Genomic DNA, 19,011 nt, shown 5'->3' with positions numbered 1-19,011 from the left:
AATTAAATAGTCTGGCAATTATGGCGAGAAGGTCACACCCGTTCCCATACCGAACACGGAAGTTAAGCTTCTCAGCGCCGATGGTAGTTGGGACACGCGTCCCTGTGAGAGTAGGACGTTGCCAGGCTTTTTTCTAACTAAAAAATATCACCGTGCGCAAACTTAATATTTTCTCAAACTATATGCCGGGGTAGCTCAATTGGTAGAGCAACTGACTTGTAATCAGTAGGTTGGGGGTTCAAGTCCTCTCGCCGGCACCATTTTTATATTTAGAATTAATCGCGGGTGTGGCGGAATTGGCAGACGCACCAGACTTAGGATCTGGCGCCGCAAGGCGTGGGGGTTCGACTCCCTTCACCCGCACCATTTAATTTTTATATGCGGAAGTAGTTCAGTGGTAGAACACCACCTTGCCAAGGTGGGGGTCGCGGGTTCGAATCCCGTCTTCCGCTCCAATATTGCCGGGGTGGCGGAACTGGCAGACGCACAGGACTTAAAATCCTGCGGTAGGTGACTACCGTACCGGTTCGATTCCGGTCCTCGGCACCATTTACAGTTAATAAAATTCATTTGCGCCCTTAGCTCAGCTGGATAGAGTGTTTGACTACGAATCAAAAGGTCGGGAGTTCGAATCTCTCAGGGCGCATTTTTATCGGGAAGTAGCTCAGCTTGGTAGAGCACTTGGTTTGGGACCAAGGGGTCGCAGGTTCGAATCCTGTCTTCCCGACCATTCATTATTATAATACGGGGTCTTAGCTCAGCTGGGAGAGCGCCTGCTTTGCACGCAGGAGGTCAGGGGTTCGATCCCCCTAGACTCCACCAATATGTTTAAAATGTTATTATGGCGGTGTAGCTCAGCTGGCTAGAGCGTACGGTTCATACCCGTAAGGTCGGGGGTTCGATCCCCTCCGCCGCTACCAAAATACGAATTTATATATTTTATTATGGAGGAATACCCAAGTTTGGCTGAAGGGATCGGTCTTGAAAACCGACAGGCGGGTAACACCGCGCGGGGGTTCGAATCCCTCTTCCTCCTTTTTGTTTTCTTTTATTATATGTGGAGGGGTAGCGAAGTGGCTAAACGCGGCGGACTGTAAATCCGCTCCCTCCGGGTTCGGCGGTTCGAATCCGTCCCCCTCCACCATTTAGGGGCATAGTTTAAAGGTAGAACTAAGGTCTCCAAAACCTTCAGTGTGGGTTCGATTCCTACTGCCCCTGTTAAATAATGCACAGCCAAAATTTCATAGTTAAATCTATGGGGTTTTTTTTATGCCGCTGTGGCTGAATTGGCAAACGCACACGATTCAAAATCGTGTTCCGTGAGTAGTGTCGGTTCGACCCCGACCATCTGTATCATAAAAGCTGTTAAATCAAGCTTCGTACATTATGTACGAAGCTTTTTTTCGTTTGTTACCGCACGACAAAATAATTACTAAAAGTGAGTTGAGGAGTGAGCAAAAGAAGGAACATGCTTTCAGAAGATGAATTACGAATTTCAACCAAAACAACATTGGTCACCAGCTATGACGAAGCTTTAAAACTTTTCTATGAGTCCGAAATTCTCAAAGCAGGTGAGGTAATCGTCTATTAAAGAATGATATATAATAAGGATTATCAAAGAAAAATGACATTGAAAGGAGGGGGGAAAATGGATAAAGATATGAAAAAACAAGTAGGCAAGGAAAAACCTAAAAGCAAAAGAAACATAGAACAAGATCTTGGTTGTAAAGTAGTTTCGCTTGTAGCTAATAAGAAGTGGCTTTCATTACCTAAAGAAACTCGAAATGCATTAGAGAGAAATGTCTGGTGTGGAATTTGTTGTGATGCAATTCAAATTGAAAATTACACCATTAGTGAAACAAAGTTTGGCATTACTCTGGATGGGGAATGTAGTCGATGCGGGAATAAAGTTACAAGACTAATAGAGGATTAAGATAAATTTATATTGTAGAAGGTGATGAAAATCGAAGCGATTGTGTTAGCTGCAGGATATTCCAGCCGAGCGAATGCATTTAAAATGACTTTGCCACTTGGGCAAGTGAGCGTGTTGGAGCAAACGATATCTAAATTTGAAGGTTTATGCAGCAGAGTCATTGTCGTAGCTGGGTTTCAAGCGGAAATTATCCAAGAGGAAGTGGCAAAAATCTGCAATAAAAATGCCTTTTCATTTCAGATAAAGGTTATTTATAATGAAAACTTTAACCAGGGAATGTTTTCTTCCATTCAAAAGGGCTGTAACGAATTAAAAGCCCCAACATTCTATATTACACCCGGAGATTGTCCGCTTGTTAAAAAAGAGACCGTTCAGCTAATAGCAGAACATAAAGGGAACGTAGTTATTCCCAGCTTTCATTATAAAGGTGGTCACCCCATCAAATTATCAAGTGAAGTGAAACAGAAAATTCTCGAAACCAATCCAGAAAGTAATTTGCGTGTGGTCCTTAACAGCTATGAAAAGAAGTATGTAAATGTAGAGGATCCGGGAGTATTGATGGACATGGATACACCGGAGGATTACCAAAAAGCAGTTCATTATTATCACGATTGTATTTCTAAATAATTTTATAAGTATTTATAAGGTGCAGCTTAACTCAATCGGCTTGTTTTAGTGCAAACGGGCAGATCGGATGGAGCTGCGTTTTTTATTAGTGTTTTTTTCTAACGACGCTGATTGAAGCGGAAAATAACAACCAAATTAAATGAAAATACTTTGTCAAGTATTCTTACATAAATAGGTAAAGCTTCCCGATATTAAAATATAATTAAAACAACAAAATTCTTGAATGAAATTAATCATAAAATATCATTCTGATTTATAAAATCGTAGGAAGAGGCTTCTATTTATAGTATGTCTCATGTAAAAAATGAGTCGAAGGGTGTTGTTGGAATGAACCTAAAAGACATAAGCACCTCAGTGCCCAAGAAGGACCATACAGGTAAAGTATCGGGCCAGCTACCCTATATTAGTGACGTGAAAGTAGAAAATATGGTTTATGGTGTTTTGTATCGATCGCCAATTGCTTATGGAAAAATCAGATCCATTCAATTACCATACCTTCCAGACGGGTATGAAGCGGTTGGAGCAGAGCATATCCCCGGACCGAATTATGTAAAAATTATCAAAGAAGATCAGCCCATTTTTGCCAATGAATGGGTCAATTATATTGGTGAGCCGATCCTCATGCTTGTCGGAAAAGACCTAAATATCCTGTACAGTTTGTTAAATGAAGTGAAGGTTGAATTGGAAGAACATCAGGCTATTTATACATTGGATGAAGCGATAAAACAAAAATCTGCAGCCGGGGTTACTATGGCAAACTATGAGTTTGGGGAAAGCTTAGATGTCATTTCAGCAATCGAGCAGAGAGCCCACAGAATCATCGAAGAAGAATATGATACGGGTTATCAGGAGCATGTCTACCTTGAGCCACAAGGAATGCTCGCCATTTATAAGGATGATGAAATTGAAGTCCAGGGATCCATGCAATGTCTTTATTATATAAAGAATGCCTTGCTAAGCGCCTTAGCCTGTAGTGATGATGAAGTCAGAGTGGTTCAAAGCCCTACCGGTGGTGGTTTTGGCGGCAAAGAAGACTTTCCTTCGATGATGGCTTGTCACGTAGCCGTTGCAGCAAGAGCAGTCAAAAAATCGGTTATGCTTGTGTTCGACCGTTCTGAGGATATGGTGGTTACGACGAAAAGGCATCCGGCCAAACTCAACTATCGAACGGCCCTAGATCAAGAAGGAAACATTTTGAGCCTGTGTGTGGACATCTATCTCGATGGCGGAGCGAATGTGGGTTTGAGTTCTGTCGTGCTGCAGCGCGCATTAATAAACAGTGCCGGTGTTTATAAAATTCCGCATTTTCATGCAAAAGGCTATGTCTTAAAGACCAATACCGTTCCGAATGGTGCCTTCAGAGGCTTTGGTGCTCCACAAAGCTTTGCCGGAATCGAAAGTCATATGGGCCATCTTAGTAAACTGGCAAACATCGAACCACTTGCATATAAACGAAAATACCTCGTCAAACAAGGAGACCCCACTATCACCAAAGGTATATTCCGCGATCCAATATTAGTAGAAGAAATGATTGAGGACCTTCTCAATTCGTCAGAATACAAAAAGAAAAAACAGGAGTTTCAGCATTTCAATCAACAAAGTCAGCGCTATAAAAAAGGCATTGGAACTTCCTTGTTCCTCCACGGCTGTGGATTTACAGGCAGTGGCGAAAGAGATCATATTAAAGCAACAGTTAAGCTGGTTAAATCAAAGGACGACCAGGTCTCGCTAAAAATCTCAAATTCTGATATGGGACAAGGCATTTTGACGACCCTGTCTAAAATTGTCGCCAAAGAACTAGACCTATCGTTCGAAGAAGTCTTGTATCCGTATCCCGATACAAAAGAGGTTCCAGACTCTGGTCCGACCGTAGCCTCCAGGACGACGATGATTGTCGGAAAATTGCTTGAACGGGCCGCAAAAAAACTGAAGGATCAGTGGCAAACAGGTGTGGAACAAGATGTAGTGGAGCATTATGTTCATCGTGAAATGATTCCTTGGAACGAGTTGACTTTCACTGGAGATGCTTACCCGGCTTATTCTTGGGGTGTGAATATCGTTGAATTGGAAGTTGATACGCTAACAGGAAATGTTAAGCTAGAAAAAGTATACGGCAATTATGAAGTGGGGAAGGTCATCGATGAACGGATTATGAAAGGCCAAATTGATGGTGGTTTGGCTCAAGGGTTAGCGTACGGTTATTTAGAAAAGATGACGTCAAAGCAAGGCAAGATCCAACAAAAAAGCATATCGGATTATGGACCACCGACTTCATTGGACGTTGTTCCAATCGAAAGCAAGGTCTTTGATAACCCCTATGCGGATGGTCCATATGGGGCGAAGGGCGCAGGTGAATTGACGTTAATCGGAGGCGCTCCAGCAGTCCAAGCGGCGATCGAGGATGCACTGCAAACTTCTTTTCGGCAAATTCCGATCACACCGGAAGTCATTATTGAAAGTCTTTGGGTGAAAGAAGGTGAAGAAGGTTGATTAAATTCACACTGAATGGGAGAACTGTAGAAACTGACGCCCCTGCCACAGTAAGATTGCTAGATTTAATAAGAGATAAGTTTGAGTTGATCGGGACGAAGGAAGGCTGCGGTGAAGGGGAGTGCGGAGCCTGCAGTGTTTTTGTGAATAACCTCCTGCAAAACAGCTGCCTAATCCCCATTGGCTCGATTGAGGGAGCCGATGTTCAAACGATAGAAGGAATCATGGAAACGGAACAATTTAAGATATTAGATGAGAGCTATTCCATAGCCGGAGGGGTGCAATGTGGTTACTGCATTCCTGGGATGGTCATGGCAAGTGCCGCTTTATTATCCAAAAACCCTCATCCTTCGGAGGAAGAAATCCGTGAAGGTATTTCCGGAAATCTGTGCCGATGTACGGGCTACAATATGATTGTTGATGCGATTAACCTGGCAGCGAAAAAAGGGGACGGCTTATGGCAGAAAAAATAACTGCGTATCGCTTCGATCATTTAGACGAAACTTTGAGCCAATTGAATAATGAGGACTGTGCCATCATGGCCGGTGGCACTGATGTCATGGTCCTTCACAAAAGCCGAAGGGGAGTACCTCCGAAAATCCCAAAATCGATTATTTTTATTGATCATCTTTCTGAACTAAAGCAGGTGTATCAAAATCAGAAGGATCTCCACATCGGTGCTTGCTGTACCTATAGCGAATTACTTGAAGACCGGTTAATCCCATTACCATTAAAGGACGCAATCAAAACGATTGCGGCACCGGCAATTAGAAACAGAGGGACATTAGGCGGGAATATTTGCAACGCTTCTCCGGCTGGTGACACACTGCCATTATTATATGTGTATAACGCAAAACTTTTGCTTCGCTCCGTTAATGGTGATCGTATAGTAGCTATTAGCGATTTTATTCAAGGTCCACGAAGGGTTCAACGTTTTCACAATGAAATATTGGCTGAAATCATATTGCCGTCCGTATTAGAAGAAGGTGCTCATGTCGTTTTCGAGAAAGTCGGCAACCGCAACGCTGATGCCATTGCCAAAGTAGGGTTTGCAGGATATATCCGGATCAATGATGCTCGAATCGATGATGTGCGCTTTGCCTTCGGGGCTGTCGGACCTACTATGGTTCGTTCTATTGATATTGAGAAGAAGTTGCTTGGTCATACCATACCATTAGCAGACGCAGACATCTCTCTGGTTGTGGCAGCCTTTGATAAGATCATTAAACCAATCGACGATCAGCGATCCACTGCTTTATATAGAAAAACAGTCGCCTTAAATCTTTTACGTTATTTTCTTAGCATGAATCAATATCAACCGAATTAATGTTTAGGCTATGTTAAAGCTTATTGTTGATTTTGACACCCTGTTGATCTACGTTCCAGGAGCGCAGCGACGAGGAGGCTCCTCGGACCCCCCGCGAGCCGCACGCGCCTGGAGTGGAAATCAACAGGCAAGTTTATCATAGCCAATGTTTAAAAAAAGGGGGGGAGCTTTTCATGCTGCTGATGGAAAAAGTGGCCATGCTGACGCGTCAAAACGAAACCTTTGCTCTAGCCATGATTATTGAATCAAAGGGCTCGACTCCCAGGCATGTCGGAAAAATGATTGTATATCATGATGGTACGATTGAAGGCACTGTCGGAGGGGGCTTGGCTGAACACTATATCATCGAAGAGAGTGTAAAGGCTCTCCAAATAGGTCAATCGAAAATCGTTGAATACAAATTAAATAAACATGCAAAAGACGGAATTCAAATGAATTGTGGTGGAACGTTACGGGTGTTTATTGAAGTCTATACAAGCAGGCCTGAACTCGTTTTGGCTGGAGCCGGTCATTTAGGCTATGCGTTGGCAAAGCTTGCTGATTCCCTTGAATATCCCTATTGCATTGTCGATGATCGGGTTGGTTATTGTACGAAGGAACGCTTTCCTAATGCGACCAACCTTTTTGTGAACGAGGATATTGGAAAGGCCTTACTGGCAGCCAACCTAAATGAAAAGTCATATGTGGTTATTGTTACAAAAGATCGTGATGATATTGTTTTAAAAACAGCACTGCAATTTCCAATAGCTTATGTTGGGATGGTTGCCAGCAAGCGCAAGGTCATCACCATATTTGAAAAATTAAAAAGTGAAGGTGTCTTAAAAGAACAACTGGAGCAGGTCCATTCTCCCATCGGATTGGAAATTGGCTCGGAAACAACAGAAGAAATTGCAATCAGTATTATCGGTGAAATTATCAAAGTAAGCAAGGAAAACAAGCCTTTGAAAGTGAAACAATTAAATAGATAACTAGAAAAGAAGAAAGGGTGGGGTAGGTTCTTTTTTGTATATCGACCCCTAAGATTGGTATCAAATAAAAGATAAAAACTCTTTGTAGGTTAATGCTTTGTGAAAATCAAAGCATTAGCCTTTTTTGTTGTAATCATAATCAAAAATAATAGAAAAGTTACTAATGTACAAATAATTGTAATATATACGAACGATGATTCTAATGATTAATTTAATCCCTGACTTGTTTATAATCAACAGGCAAGTTTAACAGAGCCTTTATTAAAAATAGTTTTATATTTTGTCAAAAAAAATTAAAACTTATTGTTTCGATTTTCGCCTCAATGTAATATACTATATACAAATAAGTATAACACATTTATAATAAACTCAATGAATATATCATATTTAATGTGATTAAGGTGGTGGTAATGATTAAGTTATCTAAACGCCAGGATGAAATCCTCGAAATTGTTAAGCAAAGCGGACCAATAACAGGGAAAGAAATTGCTGAGAAACTTTCTTTAACAAGAGCCGCATTAAGACCCGACCTCGCTATTTTAACGATGTCAGGGAACTTAGATGCAAGGCCAAGAGTAGGTTACTTTTTTAATGAAAGCTATGAAACAAAAGAGCAGGCGAAGAAATTCATTCATCAAAAAGTATCAGATTATAAGGCCCATCCGATTGTCGTTGAAAAATCAACATCGGTCTATGATGCAATCGTCCAGCTTTTCTTAGAGGATGTGGGGACACTTTATGCGGTGGATCCTAAAGGGCATCTAGCTGGGGTGGTATCTCGGAAGGATTTGCTCAGAGCATCACTAGGAAATCAAAACCTTAATGAATTACCAGTTAGTGTCATTATGACGAGAATGCCAAATATTATAACGATTAACCCAGAAGAAACCTTGCTCGAAGCAGCCAAAAAGATGATTCATAATCATATTGACTCCTTACCAGTTGTGAAGGAAGTAGAAGAGGATACAAGTACATATTTGCTAGTAGGCCGAATCACCAAAACAACGATCACGCGGGCATATTTAGAAATCATGGAGAACAAATCAAACTAAGGAGAGTGGCTGCCATTTTGGTACAGAAAGAAGTTGTCTATGTTGTATCGGACTCAGTCGGAGAAACAGCTGAGTTTGTGGTAAAAGCAGTGGCAACACAATTTAATGGCGGGCAGGTTGAGATTCGTCGTAATTCCTATGTGGATGACTTTGAAGATATTGAAGATATTATTTTATTGGCGAAAAAAGGGCCTGCTATTATTGCCTATACGATTGTAATCCCATCATTAAAAAACTATTTAGATCACCGGGCAGAAGAAGAGGGTATCTTAGCTGTAGATCTCTTAAGCCCATTGATGAATGCATTCGAAACGAGCTTTCACAAACAGCCACACCACCGCCCAGGCTTAATGAGAAAATTGGATGAAGAATATTTCCGTAAAATTGAAGCCATCGAATTTGCCGTAAAATACGATGATGGCCGAGACCCGAGAGGCATTACTAAAGCAGATATTGTTTTAGTTGGAGTCTCCCGTACATCAAAGACACCTTTATCTATGTACTTAGCACATAAACGCTTTAAAGTGGCAAATGTTCCACTGGTTCCAGAGGTGGCACCGCCTGAAGAATTGTTCAAAATACCCCGCAAAAATTGTATTGGATTAATTATTTCACCAGATAAACTAAACGAAATTCGCAAAGAACGACTAAAGGCAATGGGGTTAGGCTCACAAGCCAATTATGCAAGTTTTAAGCGAATACTTGATGAACTTGATCATGCTGAAAAAGTAATGAAGCGAGTTGGATGTCCTGTCATTGATGTCTCAAATAAAGCAGTAGAAGAAACTGCCGGATTAATATTAGACGTTTTAAAAAAGGAGAGGGGCTTATAAAAATGGAAAAATTCGTTTATTTATTTCATGAAGGAAATGGCAATATGAAAGGTTTACTTGGGGGAAAAGGGGCAAATCTGGCGGAAATGACACGGATTGGTTTACCCGTTCCTTATGGTTTTACAATCTCGACACAAGCCTGTAATGCATTCTATGAAGCTAGCAAAACGATTCCAACCAATGTTGAGATCCAAACATTGGAAGCCCTCGCTCGACTTGAGGAGAAAATGGGTAAAAAACTGGGTGACCCAAAAAATCCATTGCTCGTTTCTGTGCGTTCTGGTTCTGTCTTCTCTATGCCAGGTATGATGGATACGATCTTAAATCTTGGAATGAATGATGAAACTGTCGTCGGAATGGCAGATTTAACGAATAATCCGCGCTTTGCATATGATTCATACCGCCGCTTCATTCAAATGTTTAGTAATGTTGTCCTAAATATCGATACCTACTATTTCGAACAATTATTAGAAGAAATCCGTGAGCAAAAGGGTTATTCTACAGACCCGGAAATGAGTGCAGATGATTGGAAAGAAGTCATTAGCGGCTATAAAGGTATCGTTAAAAAGCATACAAGAAAGGATTTTCCTCAGGATCCAAAAGAGCAGCTATTTCTTGCCATCCATGCCGTCTTTAACTCTTGGAATAATCAGCGTGCGATTGTCTATCGCCGCCTTAATAAAATTGCCGACCATTTAGGCACAGCTGTAAATATCCAAAGCATGGTGTTCGGCAACATGGGGAACGATTCAGGCACTGGTGTCGCCTTCACTAGAAATCCGTCAACTGGTGAGCATGTCCTTTACGGCGAGTATCTCATCAATGCACAAGGAGAAGATGTGGTAGCTGGGATTCGGACACCACAGCCAATCGCCACGTTAAAAGAGGAGATGCCTGGCGTCTATAAGCAGTTTACAGAAACCTGCCAGAAGCTAGAACAACATTATGAAGAAATGCAAGACATTGAATTCACAGTGGAACGAGGTAAGTTATTCATCCTGCAAACTCGTCATGGCAAAAGAACAGCGCAAGCTGCTATCCGCATTGCCGTTGAAATGGTCGAGGAAGGGATCATTGATAAAAAGGCTGCGCTGTTACGTGTCGATCCTGACCAATTAAATCAACTGCTCCATCGTCGTATTGACGACAAATTTGTTAAAACAGTGTTAGCAAAGGGCTTACCTGCCTCACCAGGTGCTGCCACAGGTCAAGTTGTATTTGATGCCGATGAAGCCGAACAGCTAAGCAATGATGGCAAAAAAGTAATCCTTGTTCGTCCGGAAACAACACCTGATGATATCCATGGAATCGTAGCATCCCAGGCGATTTTGACAAGCCGTGGCGGGATGACGAGCCACGCTGCTGTTGTTGCGCGCGGTATGGGGAAAGCTTGTATTTGCGGATGTGAAGCCTTGAAAATAGATTTGAAAGCCAAACAATTTACAATTGGGGATACTCTCGTTAATTATGGAGATATCATAACCATTGATGGCTCAACGGGTGAAATCATGCTAGGTGAAATTCCAATGATTGACCCTGAACTCTCTGATGAATTCCAGTTGTTGTTAGCATGGGCAGACCAAGAACGTAAATTAGGTGTCCGGGCAAATGCCGATAACCCGGAGGATGCAAGAAAAGCCTTCGAATTTGGGGCTGGAGGTATTGGATTATGCCGTACGGAACATATGTTCATGGACCTGAAACGGATTCCTATTGTTCAAAAAATGATTCTTGCTGATAATTATAATGAACGAATGGAAGCTCTGAACCAGCTTTTACCAATGCAGCAAGGAGATTTTGAAGGAATCTTCGAAGCCATGCAGGGATTACCTGTCACCATCCGTTTGCTTGATCCGCCGTTACATGAATTTTTACCTGATAAAGAAGAATTGCTTGTAGAAGTGACAAAACTTCAAATATTGGATCCGCAATCACAAGATTTGAAGAAAAAAGAGCATTTGCTGAAAAAAGTTCGTCAATTAGATGAGTTTAATCCAATGCTTGGCCATCGTGGCTGCCGTCTTGGAATGATTTATCCTGAGATTTATGAGATGCAAGCAAAAGCCATTTTCTATGCAGCTGCCACGCTCGCTGAAAAAGGAATTGAAGTGCAGCCGGAAATTATGATTCCTTTAGTCGGGCATGTGAATGAGTTAAAGGATATGCGCAAATTGGTGATTGATGCGGCCTTACTCGTCCAAGAGGAAACAGGAAAGAACTTCAAATACACGATTGGAACCATGATTGAAATTCCACGTGCCGCTTTGACTGCTGACAAAATTGCGGAGGAAGCCGATTTCTTCTCCTTTGGTACAAATGATTTAACGCAAACGACCTTTGGCTACAGCCGTGACGATGCCGAAGGAAAGTTCTTGCAAGCCTATATTGAAAATAAAGTCCTACCGGAAAATCCATTTGCCGTCCTCGATCAAGAAGGCGTAGGAAAACTCGTGGAAACTGGCGTTAAATTGGGCCGAGGAACAAAGCCTTCTTTAAAAACAGGAATCTGCGGTGAGCATGGCGGTGAAAAGACTTCGATTGATTTCTGCTACAAAACCGGTTTGGATTATGTCAGCTGTTCCCCATACCGTGTACCACTCGCACGATTGGCGGCAGCTCAAGCAACGATTCGTCATGAACTAAATAAAGCAGAAGTTTATACCACTGCATAAAGAAAGGGAGGATGTGTGCAAAATGCACCATCCTCTTTTTATTTTTGGCTCTATTAAAGCTGATTATTGATTTTTTCCCAATTGTAAATAACCATCTATATGGGATTAGTCCGCTATTTTCTGCTTATACTATAAAAAAACAGGAAAAGGGGACTCATATCAATGGGTGCTATTGAACGAAGCGGATATCGTTTTGTACCAGAATTTAGTGTCATTAACCAAAATGGAGCGATTCATGTTTATCATCGAGATAATTTTATTGAAGAAATCCACTTTCAGTTTTCAGGTAAGTATCCTGAATTGGACCAAATTGAAGACCTAGTTGATCAGTATTGCAATCAACATCAACTATAAAGCCGAATAATTGTTCGGTTTTTTGTTTTTTGATAGAATGGACTAAACAAACCATTTTTTAGAAAAGGAGGGAAATCGTGAATAAATTAACCACTATCTACCCTCAAGCGATTGAACATACAAAAATGAAAGTATATGAAGATATTAACCATTATTTCGAATCGCAGGAAACACTGCCATCCTTTGAGAAATACCTTGCGGATCGGAGCCATTATGTTGAGCAAATTTGGATCAATGTTTGGCTAAATAAGTCGACTAACGATGTTCCCCGAAATGAGAAGAAACAATTTTTAAGTGAAAAAGGTTTTGAAGTACAGGGAATTGACCGAAAGTTGATCAACAAATTGTTTAGAGATGAAATGCGAGTGTATCGGCCTTTTGATGCAATGGGGTGGATTACTGAAACATTTTCAGGAAATAAAGATGTGTGGGAAAAACAATATCAAGAGGCAAAGGTCAACTTTATTAAACGAGCAGAACAAAAACAGCTCGAAGAACAAAAGCAGATCATTAGAAGTGAAATTGAAGATACCGCCGTTGGGATTTTAGAAGAACAATATGAATCGTTCTATTTGTCACTTCGTTACTTTGTGGCAAGACAATTAGTTGCTGACTTACAAAATAATGTGAAATTCCAATCTGTAGATACCTTTGCGCTTGAAGAAAAATTAATTGATGAAGGTCATTTTAATCCGTCAGCTTATACCACGGTTGCCAGCTTTTTTGAAGAACTAACAGGTGATATCCATAAAACGATGAATTGGGGTAGAAGCCTTTATGAATACCAAACCTATTTCTTCGTTTATGAAAGTTTAATTGGTGATTATTTGTCGGAACTTATTCCGGAAAAGATTTTAGAACAACTGTCGGATGAATTGAAGGCAGACTTCCTTACTATTTTTCATGAGAATTTAACCGTTTCCTTCGTAAAAGGCAGTATTGCACAGGTTCTTTATGATGTTGAGGGTTATTTTATTGAGGATATCCAAGCTGAATACCTATCCGATTTAATCAAGTTGGCGGAAGTTCCCTTCGATGAAACACTGCATAAGGAAATATTTGAAAAAGACCTCGAAGACCGAGAGCGAAAAGAAAAAGAAGCACAGGAAGAATTAAAGCGGAAAAGAGAAGCGGAAGAACAGATGATGAAGGACATCTTTGCAACCGAATACGATCCTTCACTGAAGCGTCAAATCCGCTATGTCCTTCATATTGGCGAAACGAATACAGGAAAAACACATCATGCGCTCGAAAGAATGAAAGAAGCCTATAGCGGCTTATATTTAGCGCCGCTTCGACTTTTAGCTCTTGAGGTTTTTGATAAATTGAACGCCGAGGGATTGCCGTGTTCCTTAAAAACGGGAGAAGAGGAAAAGATTACGTCTGGGGCAAATCATACGTCATGCACGGTGGAAATGTTTCATGAAAAAGAGTTTTATGAGGTAATCGTCATCGATGAAGCGCAAATGATTACCGATAAAGACCGTGGTTTCTCCTGGTATAAGGCAATTACGAAAGCCAATGCTGAAGAAGTCCATATTATTGGAAGTCGAAATTCAAAAACGATGCTGCTGCAGCTGTTGGGCAATTCGGATATTGAAATTCATGAATACAGTCGAGATACCCCACTCGAGGTCGAAACGAAGGAGTTCCATATTAAACACATTAAAAAAGGAGATGCGTTGATTTGCTTTTCACGTCGGCGCGTGCTCGAAACGGCTTCCAGACTGCAAAATGATGGCCATTCCGTCAGCATGATCTACGGAAGTATGCCGCCAGAAACAAGGAAAAAGCAGATTCAGCAATTTAATTCTGGAAAGACAAAAGTCATTGTTGCGACAGATGCGATTGGAATGGGATTAAACCTGCCGATCCGCCGGATTGTTTTTTTAGAAAATGAAAAGTTCGATGGAACAAGACGCCGCTTGCTGACATCTCAAGAAGTGAAGCAAATTGCCGGTCGTGCAGGGCGAAAAGGAATTTACAATATTGGCAAAGTGGCTTTTACGAGTGATATCAGAAAAATGCGGAACTTGCTTTTGCAGGAGGATGAGCCTGTTCATACCTTTGCGATTGCACCAACGAATTCAGTGTTTGAACGCTTTCAACGCTATTATCACGACTTAGGTACTTTTTTTGAACTTTGGGGAAAATTTGAAAGTCCAAAAGGAACGAAGAAAGCTTCGCTGGCAGAGGAAAAGTCGCTTTATCAAATAATTGCGGGGACAGAAATTGAAGCAAGGCTGTCCTTAATGGACCTTTATGGTTTTTTACATCTTCCGTTTTCAAAAAATGAACCTATCTTAACGAGGCAATGGGAAGATACCATGTATGCCATTATCCAAGGGAGAGAACTCCCTGAACCCATAGTTAAGGAACGCAGCTTGGAAGAATTAGAACTAAGTTACAAAGCAATCGGACTCCATCTCTTATTTTTATATCGATTGGGAGAACGAACCACAGCTATCTATTGGGAACGTCTTAGAGAAGAGGTCAGCGATAAAGTTCAGGATCGTCTGAAAACAGATATTAAAAAATTCGTAAAAAAGTGTAAAAACTGCGGCAAGAAACTGCCTTGGGACCATTCATTTCCAACCTGTGAGGCCTGTTATGCAGCGAAGACGAGAAGATATAGGGATGAATAATAATTGTAACCCGGTGTTCGAGGAACCTGGGTTATTTTTCTATTGGATGTAAAATAATGTAATTATGTTAAAATAAAACTAAAATATTTGTCCTATGAAAGTGAAGTGAAAAAAATGCAGTTATCCTTAACCGTTAGAGGCCCAGGTGCTGAAGCCGTTTCTTACCTTTTAGCCAAAAATCCAAACAATCTCTATGAACGTGGTGAGAAAGGACTTACTGTCCGCCTGGTATATCCTACTTTTTCAAGCGAAGAAGTACAGTTCTTAATTTTTGTAAAGACAGACCCCATCGACTTAGTAAAAAATTCACCTAATTTATTTGATATTACTCATTACATCAACGATCGCGAGTTTGCAGCCAGCAGTATTTTTGTTTCCTCTATTCGTAAAGCGCTGGGGACAGCGCTGAATGGGAAACCGGCTGAGGAATACGCTTCATGGGTCGAGCATCCCTTTGACATGGAACTAACTTTTGGGCCGATAGCCACTGATTTGAGCGATAAAGAGCTTGAAGCATTATTTGCGCCAATTGGTTATACCATCATGATTGAATACGGGGAGAGTTTCATTCGCGAAAAAAGCTCTGCCAAATTTATGACTCTGTCAGGGAAACAAACGCTTCAGAATGCGCTCAAACATATTTCCATTCTGATTCCGGTTATTGATAACTATAAGCACTATTTTATTGATGAAAGAGAACTTGAGAAGCTTGACCGCTACGGGGAAGGATGGTTAGAAAGCCACCCCCAAAAGGCGATGATTTTAAAACGTTCTCTACGGTTCCAAAAGATGATTTCACAGTCAAGATTCTTTGAAAAAGAGATTAAAACTGTGGAGAAAAAAGAGCCTCCGAAAGTTCGATTAAATGACCTTCGTTATGAAGCGATTTGTAACTATGTCGAGGCCTTGCCAAAAAAGGAAACGATTGTCGACTTAGGTGCAGGGGAAGGAAAATTATCTGTGCAGTTGGGATTTATTGAAGGGGTGCAAGAAATTTTATCCATCGAACCATCGAATAAAGAACGGTTAAAGGCATTAGCAAGATTCGACCAAGTAAAAGAGAAACGTGGATTCGTAGAGCCTAAGTCATTAGCAGGTTCATTATTTTATTATGATGAACGGCTTATTAAAAAGGATATTATGATTTTATGTGAAGTGATTGAACATATTGATGAATACAGGTTAGAAGGGATTTTCGAGACCATTTTTAAAGATTATCGACCAGAAGTGTTGATCGTAACCACGCCTAACCAGGAATACAATGTTGTCTATGAAATGAATGAGGAAATGAGACACCATGATCATCGGTTTGAGTGGACAAGGGCAGAGTTTAGGGGGAAATTCGAAGCTTGGGCAAGTCCCTATCCCTATCAGGTACGTTTCCAAGGCATTGGCGAAGAACATCCAAATTTTGGTCACCCGACGCAGATGGCTGTCTTTACAAGAGAGGAGGGGGAACAATGACAAAAATTCAATTGCCTCATGCGGGTATCGTCTTACTTGTAGGCCCGTCCAATTCGGGTAAAACGACTTTAATAAATCAATTAATTCAAGAACAACAGGTTCTTACCTCGGAAGTGGTAAGTTCCGATCAGTTCCGTGTTTTAGTTAGCGATGTTGAATTTATTGATTGGAATCGGAGACCTAAATATGAAGCCGATGCACTTTTTAATGAATACCAACAAATTTCAAAAGAAGCTTTTGAAGCGATGGATTATATCATTGCTAAACGTTGTCGCCTCAATAAATTAACCTTTATTGATGCTACTCATTTACGTGATTATGAGCGCGAAAAATACCTGCAAATGGCAAAGAAGTATCATGTACCGGCCATTGCAATTGTGCTTAATTTGGCAGAAACTGAATTACTCCGACGCGACTTAGAGAGGGACTTCCCAAGGGGTAAAAACCGTATCAAGCAGCAATACCAACATTTCAAGAAGACGCTTCGCTCCATCAAAAAGGAAGGCTTTCGGCGCTGTTACATATTCGGAGAGGAAGAACTGCAAGTATTAAATGTGAACCGTCTTGGTAATCCATTACTAATTGATATTGGCACTGGCATTGATTTTATTGGGGATATTCATGGCTGCTTTGAAGAGTTTATCGAAATCTTGTCAAAGCTTGGCTATATAGAAAATGAAGAGGGTTATTTTATCCATCCGGAAGGGCGGAAAATCCTTTCACTTGGGGATGTGATGAGTAGGGGACCTCGTTCTATCGAGACGATGCAATTTTTTCAAAAACATGTGACTGCAGGACTTGCCTATATGATTGACAGTAATCATGGTTGGAAAATCGCCCGCTGGCTTGACGGCAAGAATGTAAAGCTTGCTCATGGTGATGAAAATGTAAAGGCTGAATTTGATGAGTATGAAATTAAATTTGGTAAAGAGGAGTCCGAGCGTTTAAAGGAACAAATAAGAGACTTGCTGTTAGAGGCAAAACCACATTACATAATCCAGAAAAATGGAGTCAACGTCGCTGTTGCAGTCCATGCAGGAATCAAGGACCATTATATCGGCAAACAATCGCCGCGGATATCCGATTTCTGTCGGTATGGAGACACGGATGGCATCGACGAAAACGGCAAACCCATCAGAAAAGATTGGTCAATGGCTCATAAGTCCAGTGAACTTATTCTTTGGGGGCATGATCCTAGACAGCAGCCATTATTGGTTAATAACACCCTCAATATTGACCAGGGAGTTGTTTTTGGTGGCAGCTTAACGGCATTTTGTTTTCCGGAAAGGAAATTTGTTTCTGTCAATGCGAAAGAGGATTATGCAAATGTTACGGACAATCCATTGAAGGAATGGGAAAGTAAAAGGCTTGCACCACCAAATATCGCAAAATTTTTAGAAGGATATTCTGTATTAACGGAACAGTATGGGGAGATTACAATTTATGCGGATAGCACGAAATCCGCCTTGGATGACCTTTCCCATTACACCCTGCCGCTTCAACAGATTGTCTATCTTCCGCCGACGATGAGTCCGACACCGAAGCCGTCTAGTTTAGAGGGATATTTGGAGCACCCGTTAGAAGCGTTTAAATACTACCAGGCGAATGGTGTTGATACGATGGTGGTTGAGAAAAAGCATATGGGCAGCCGCGGCATTTTGTTTCTTTTTAAAAATAAGGAAGCTGCGAAAGAGTATATCGGCAGAGAAACAATAGGTTCGATTTACACGCGGAATGGCCGGGCCTTTTTCAAAAAAAATCTCGAGGAACAAATTTTACAGGTGTTACATAATGATTTGAGTGGTTATTTTGAAAAATACAACACTGATTTTGTCTTGATGGACGCGGAGATCCTTCCGTGGAATCTAAAAGCGAAAGAACTAATCATGAATCAATATGCACATGTGGGCGAAATGGCACTGATCGACCGCCGCAAATTAAAGGATCATCTGGAGAAAGCAGCTGAAAACGGCAAAGAAGTTGCTAGTTGGCTCGAAGAATCGGATGAGAAGATTCACAATGCCCAAGTGTTTAACGAAGTGTATCAAAAGTATTGCTGGGAAACGGAAGGTTTAGCGGGAATTCAAATTGCTCCTTTTCATACGCTGGCCCACAGTAATGAAACATTTTTTGATATGCCACACACATGGCATATGGAGAAAAATAAAGAATTTAGCGACCTTTCAGATCTTTTTATGGAAACGGAATATCGAGTTGTGACCGACGAGGACTCCATGAAAGCGGCGATTGCTTGGTGGGAAGAAATGACTGAAGAGGGTCATGAAGGCTTTGTCGTTAAACCGGAATCATTTGTGGCACGTAATAAAGGCAAGCTTCTCCAGCCGGCAATTAAAGTGAGAGGCCGTAAGTACTTGCATATTATCTACGGCATCGATTATTTACAGTCAGAGAATCTGGCCCGGCTTAAGCAACGAAATGTTGGCAAGAAACAACGCAATGCCTTAAAGGAATTTTCCTTAGGTGTGGAAGCGTTAAAGAGATTTGTTGGAAGAGAGTCATTGGAGCGCTACCATGAATGTGTGTTAGGGGTCCTTGCGTTAGAATCTGATCCAATTGATCCGCGACTATAAATACAAAAAGGCGAACTTGTTTAGTGGCAAGTTCGTTTTTCTTTGTGTAATAACT

The 19,011-nt window shown here is 41.1% G+C and carries 14 protein-coding genes, 11 tRNA genes and 1 rRNA gene; all 26 read left to right on the top strand.

Going from position 1 to position 19,011, the window contains the following annotated elements; genetic code table 11:
• The first annotated feature begins 10 nt into the window (after nucleotides 1-10).
• The 26 genes from rrf (at nucleotide 11) to KW850_RS30050 (ending at nucleotide 18,956) form a co-directional block, all read left to right on the top strand.
• Nucleotides 11-127 (top strand): 5S ribosomal RNA (rrf, locus tag KW850_RS30175).
• Between the two features lie 57 nt (nucleotides 128-184).
• Nucleotides 185-260, top strand: a tRNA-Thr gene (locus KW850_RS30170).
• A gap of 21 nt (nucleotides 261-281) precedes the next feature.
• A tRNA-Leu gene (locus KW850_RS30165) sits at nucleotides 282-366 on the top strand.
• Nucleotides 367-380: 14 nt separating this feature from the next.
• Nucleotides 381-455, top strand: a tRNA-Gly gene (locus KW850_RS30160).
• Between the two features lie 5 nt (nucleotides 456-460).
• Nucleotides 461-549: transfer RNA gene (locus tag KW850_RS30155), tRNA-Leu, on the top strand.
• Nucleotides 550-572: 23 nt separating this feature from the next.
• Nucleotides 573-646 (top strand) — tRNA-Arg (locus KW850_RS30150).
• Between the two features lie 7 nt (nucleotides 647-653).
• Nucleotides 654-730, top strand: a tRNA-Pro gene (locus tag KW850_RS30145).
• Between the two features lie 16 nt (nucleotides 731-746).
• Nucleotides 747-822, top strand: a tRNA-Ala gene (locus KW850_RS30140).
• Nucleotides 823-843: 21 nt separating this feature from the next.
• A tRNA-Met gene (locus KW850_RS30135) sits at nucleotides 844-920 on the top strand.
• A 26-nt stretch (nucleotides 921-946) separates the two neighbouring features.
• Nucleotides 947-1,036 (top strand) — tRNA-Ser (locus KW850_RS30130).
• A 23-nt stretch (nucleotides 1,037-1,059) separates the two neighbouring features.
• Nucleotides 1,060-1,144, top strand: a tRNA-Tyr gene (locus KW850_RS30125).
• Nucleotides 1,145-1,147: 3 nt separating this feature from the next.
• A tRNA-Trp gene (locus KW850_RS30120) sits at nucleotides 1,148-1,218 on the top strand.
• Nucleotides 1,219-1,450: 232 nt separating this feature from the next.
• Nucleotides 1,451-1,591 carry a hypothetical protein gene (locus KW850_RS30115; RefSeq protein ID WP_218351361.1) on the top strand — a complete coding sequence of 47 codons (141 nt, stop codon included), beginning with the start codon at nucleotides 1,451-1,453 and terminating at the stop codon, nucleotides 1,589-1,591.
• Between the two features lie 57 nt (nucleotides 1,592-1,648).
• The gene (locus KW850_RS30110; RefSeq protein ID WP_256358540.1) at nucleotides 1,649-1,933 is read left to right on the top strand and encodes a hypothetical protein; all 285 of its coding nucleotides are present in this window, start codon (nucleotides 1,649-1,651) and stop codon (nucleotides 1,931-1,933) included.
• 24 nt (nucleotides 1,934-1,957) lie between these two features.
• Nucleotides 1,958-2,560 carry a nucleotidyltransferase family protein gene (locus KW850_RS30105; protein ID WP_218351360.1) on the top strand — a complete coding sequence of 201 codons (603 nt, stop codon included), beginning with the start codon at nucleotides 1,958-1,960 and terminating at the stop codon, nucleotides 2,558-2,560.
• A 327-nt stretch (nucleotides 2,561-2,887) separates the two neighbouring features.
• Nucleotides 2,888-5,050 carry a xanthine dehydrogenase family protein molybdopterin-binding subunit gene (locus KW850_RS30100; protein WP_218351359.1) on the top strand — a complete coding sequence of 721 codons (2,163 nt, stop codon included), beginning with the start codon at nucleotides 2,888-2,890 and terminating at the stop codon, nucleotides 5,048-5,050.
• Nucleotides 5,047-5,523, top strand: coding sequence for a (2Fe-2S)-binding protein (locus tag KW850_RS30095; protein ID WP_218351358.1), 477 nt, complete (start codon nucleotides 5,047-5,049; stop codon nucleotides 5,521-5,523). The genes KW850_RS30100 and KW850_RS30095 overlap by 4 nt, the downstream gene beginning before the upstream one ends.
• Nucleotides 5,508-6,377, top strand: a complete 870-nt coding sequence (locus KW850_RS30090; RefSeq protein WP_218351357.1) for an FAD binding domain-containing protein — start codon at nucleotides 5,508-5,510, stop codon at nucleotides 6,375-6,377. The genes KW850_RS30095 and KW850_RS30090 overlap by 16 nt, the downstream gene beginning before the upstream one ends.
• A gap of 173 nt (nucleotides 6,378-6,550) precedes the next feature.
• Entirely contained in the window at nucleotides 6,551-7,345 is a 795-nt protein-coding gene (locus KW850_RS30085; RefSeq protein ID WP_218351356.1) for an XdhC family protein, read from the top strand.
• Between the two features lie 410 nt (nucleotides 7,346-7,755).
• The gene (ccpN, locus tag KW850_RS30080) at nucleotides 7,756-8,397 is read left to right on the top strand and encodes a transcriptional regulator CcpN (RefSeq protein WP_218351355.1); all 642 of its coding nucleotides are present in this window, start codon (nucleotides 7,756-7,758) and stop codon (nucleotides 8,395-8,397) included.
• 17 nt (nucleotides 8,398-8,414) lie between these two features.
• Complete coding sequence (locus KW850_RS30075; protein ID WP_218351354.1) at nucleotides 8,415-9,230, top strand: pyruvate, water dikinase regulatory protein; 816 nt, start codon at nucleotides 8,415-8,417, stop codon at nucleotides 9,228-9,230.
• Between the two features lie 2 nt (nucleotides 9,231-9,232).
• On the top strand, nucleotides 9,233-11,902 hold the full coding sequence (gene ppdK / locus KW850_RS30070) for a pyruvate, phosphate dikinase (RefSeq protein ID WP_218351353.1): 2,670 nt from the start codon (nucleotides 9,233-9,235) through the stop codon (nucleotides 11,900-11,902).
• A 162-nt stretch (nucleotides 11,903-12,064) separates the two neighbouring features.
• Complete coding sequence (locus KW850_RS30065) at nucleotides 12,065-12,256, top strand: YbxH family protein (RefSeq protein ID WP_218351352.1); 192 nt, start codon at nucleotides 12,065-12,067, stop codon at nucleotides 12,254-12,256.
• A gap of 77 nt (nucleotides 12,257-12,333) precedes the next feature.
• Entirely contained in the window at nucleotides 12,334-14,901 is a 2,568-nt protein-coding gene (locus tag KW850_RS30060; RefSeq protein ID WP_218351351.1) for a DEAD/DEAH box helicase, read from the top strand.
• Between the two features lie 114 nt (nucleotides 14,902-15,015).
• Nucleotides 15,016-16,365, top strand: coding sequence for a 3' terminal RNA ribose 2'-O-methyltransferase Hen1 (locus KW850_RS30055; RefSeq protein WP_218351350.1), 1,350 nt, complete (start codon nucleotides 15,016-15,018; stop codon nucleotides 16,363-16,365).
• Nucleotides 16,362-18,956 carry a polynucleotide kinase-phosphatase gene (locus KW850_RS30050; RefSeq protein WP_218351349.1) on the top strand — a complete coding sequence of 865 codons (2,595 nt, stop codon included), beginning with the start codon at nucleotides 16,362-16,364 and terminating at the stop codon, nucleotides 18,954-18,956. Before KW850_RS30055 ends, KW850_RS30050 begins: the two co-directional genes overlap by 4 nt.
• The last annotated feature ends 55 nt before the right edge of the window (nucleotides 18,957-19,011 follow it).

This window comes from Bacillus sp. sid0103, from assembly GCF_019219025.1.
This window is presented reverse-complemented; position numbering and strand designations above follow the sequence as displayed.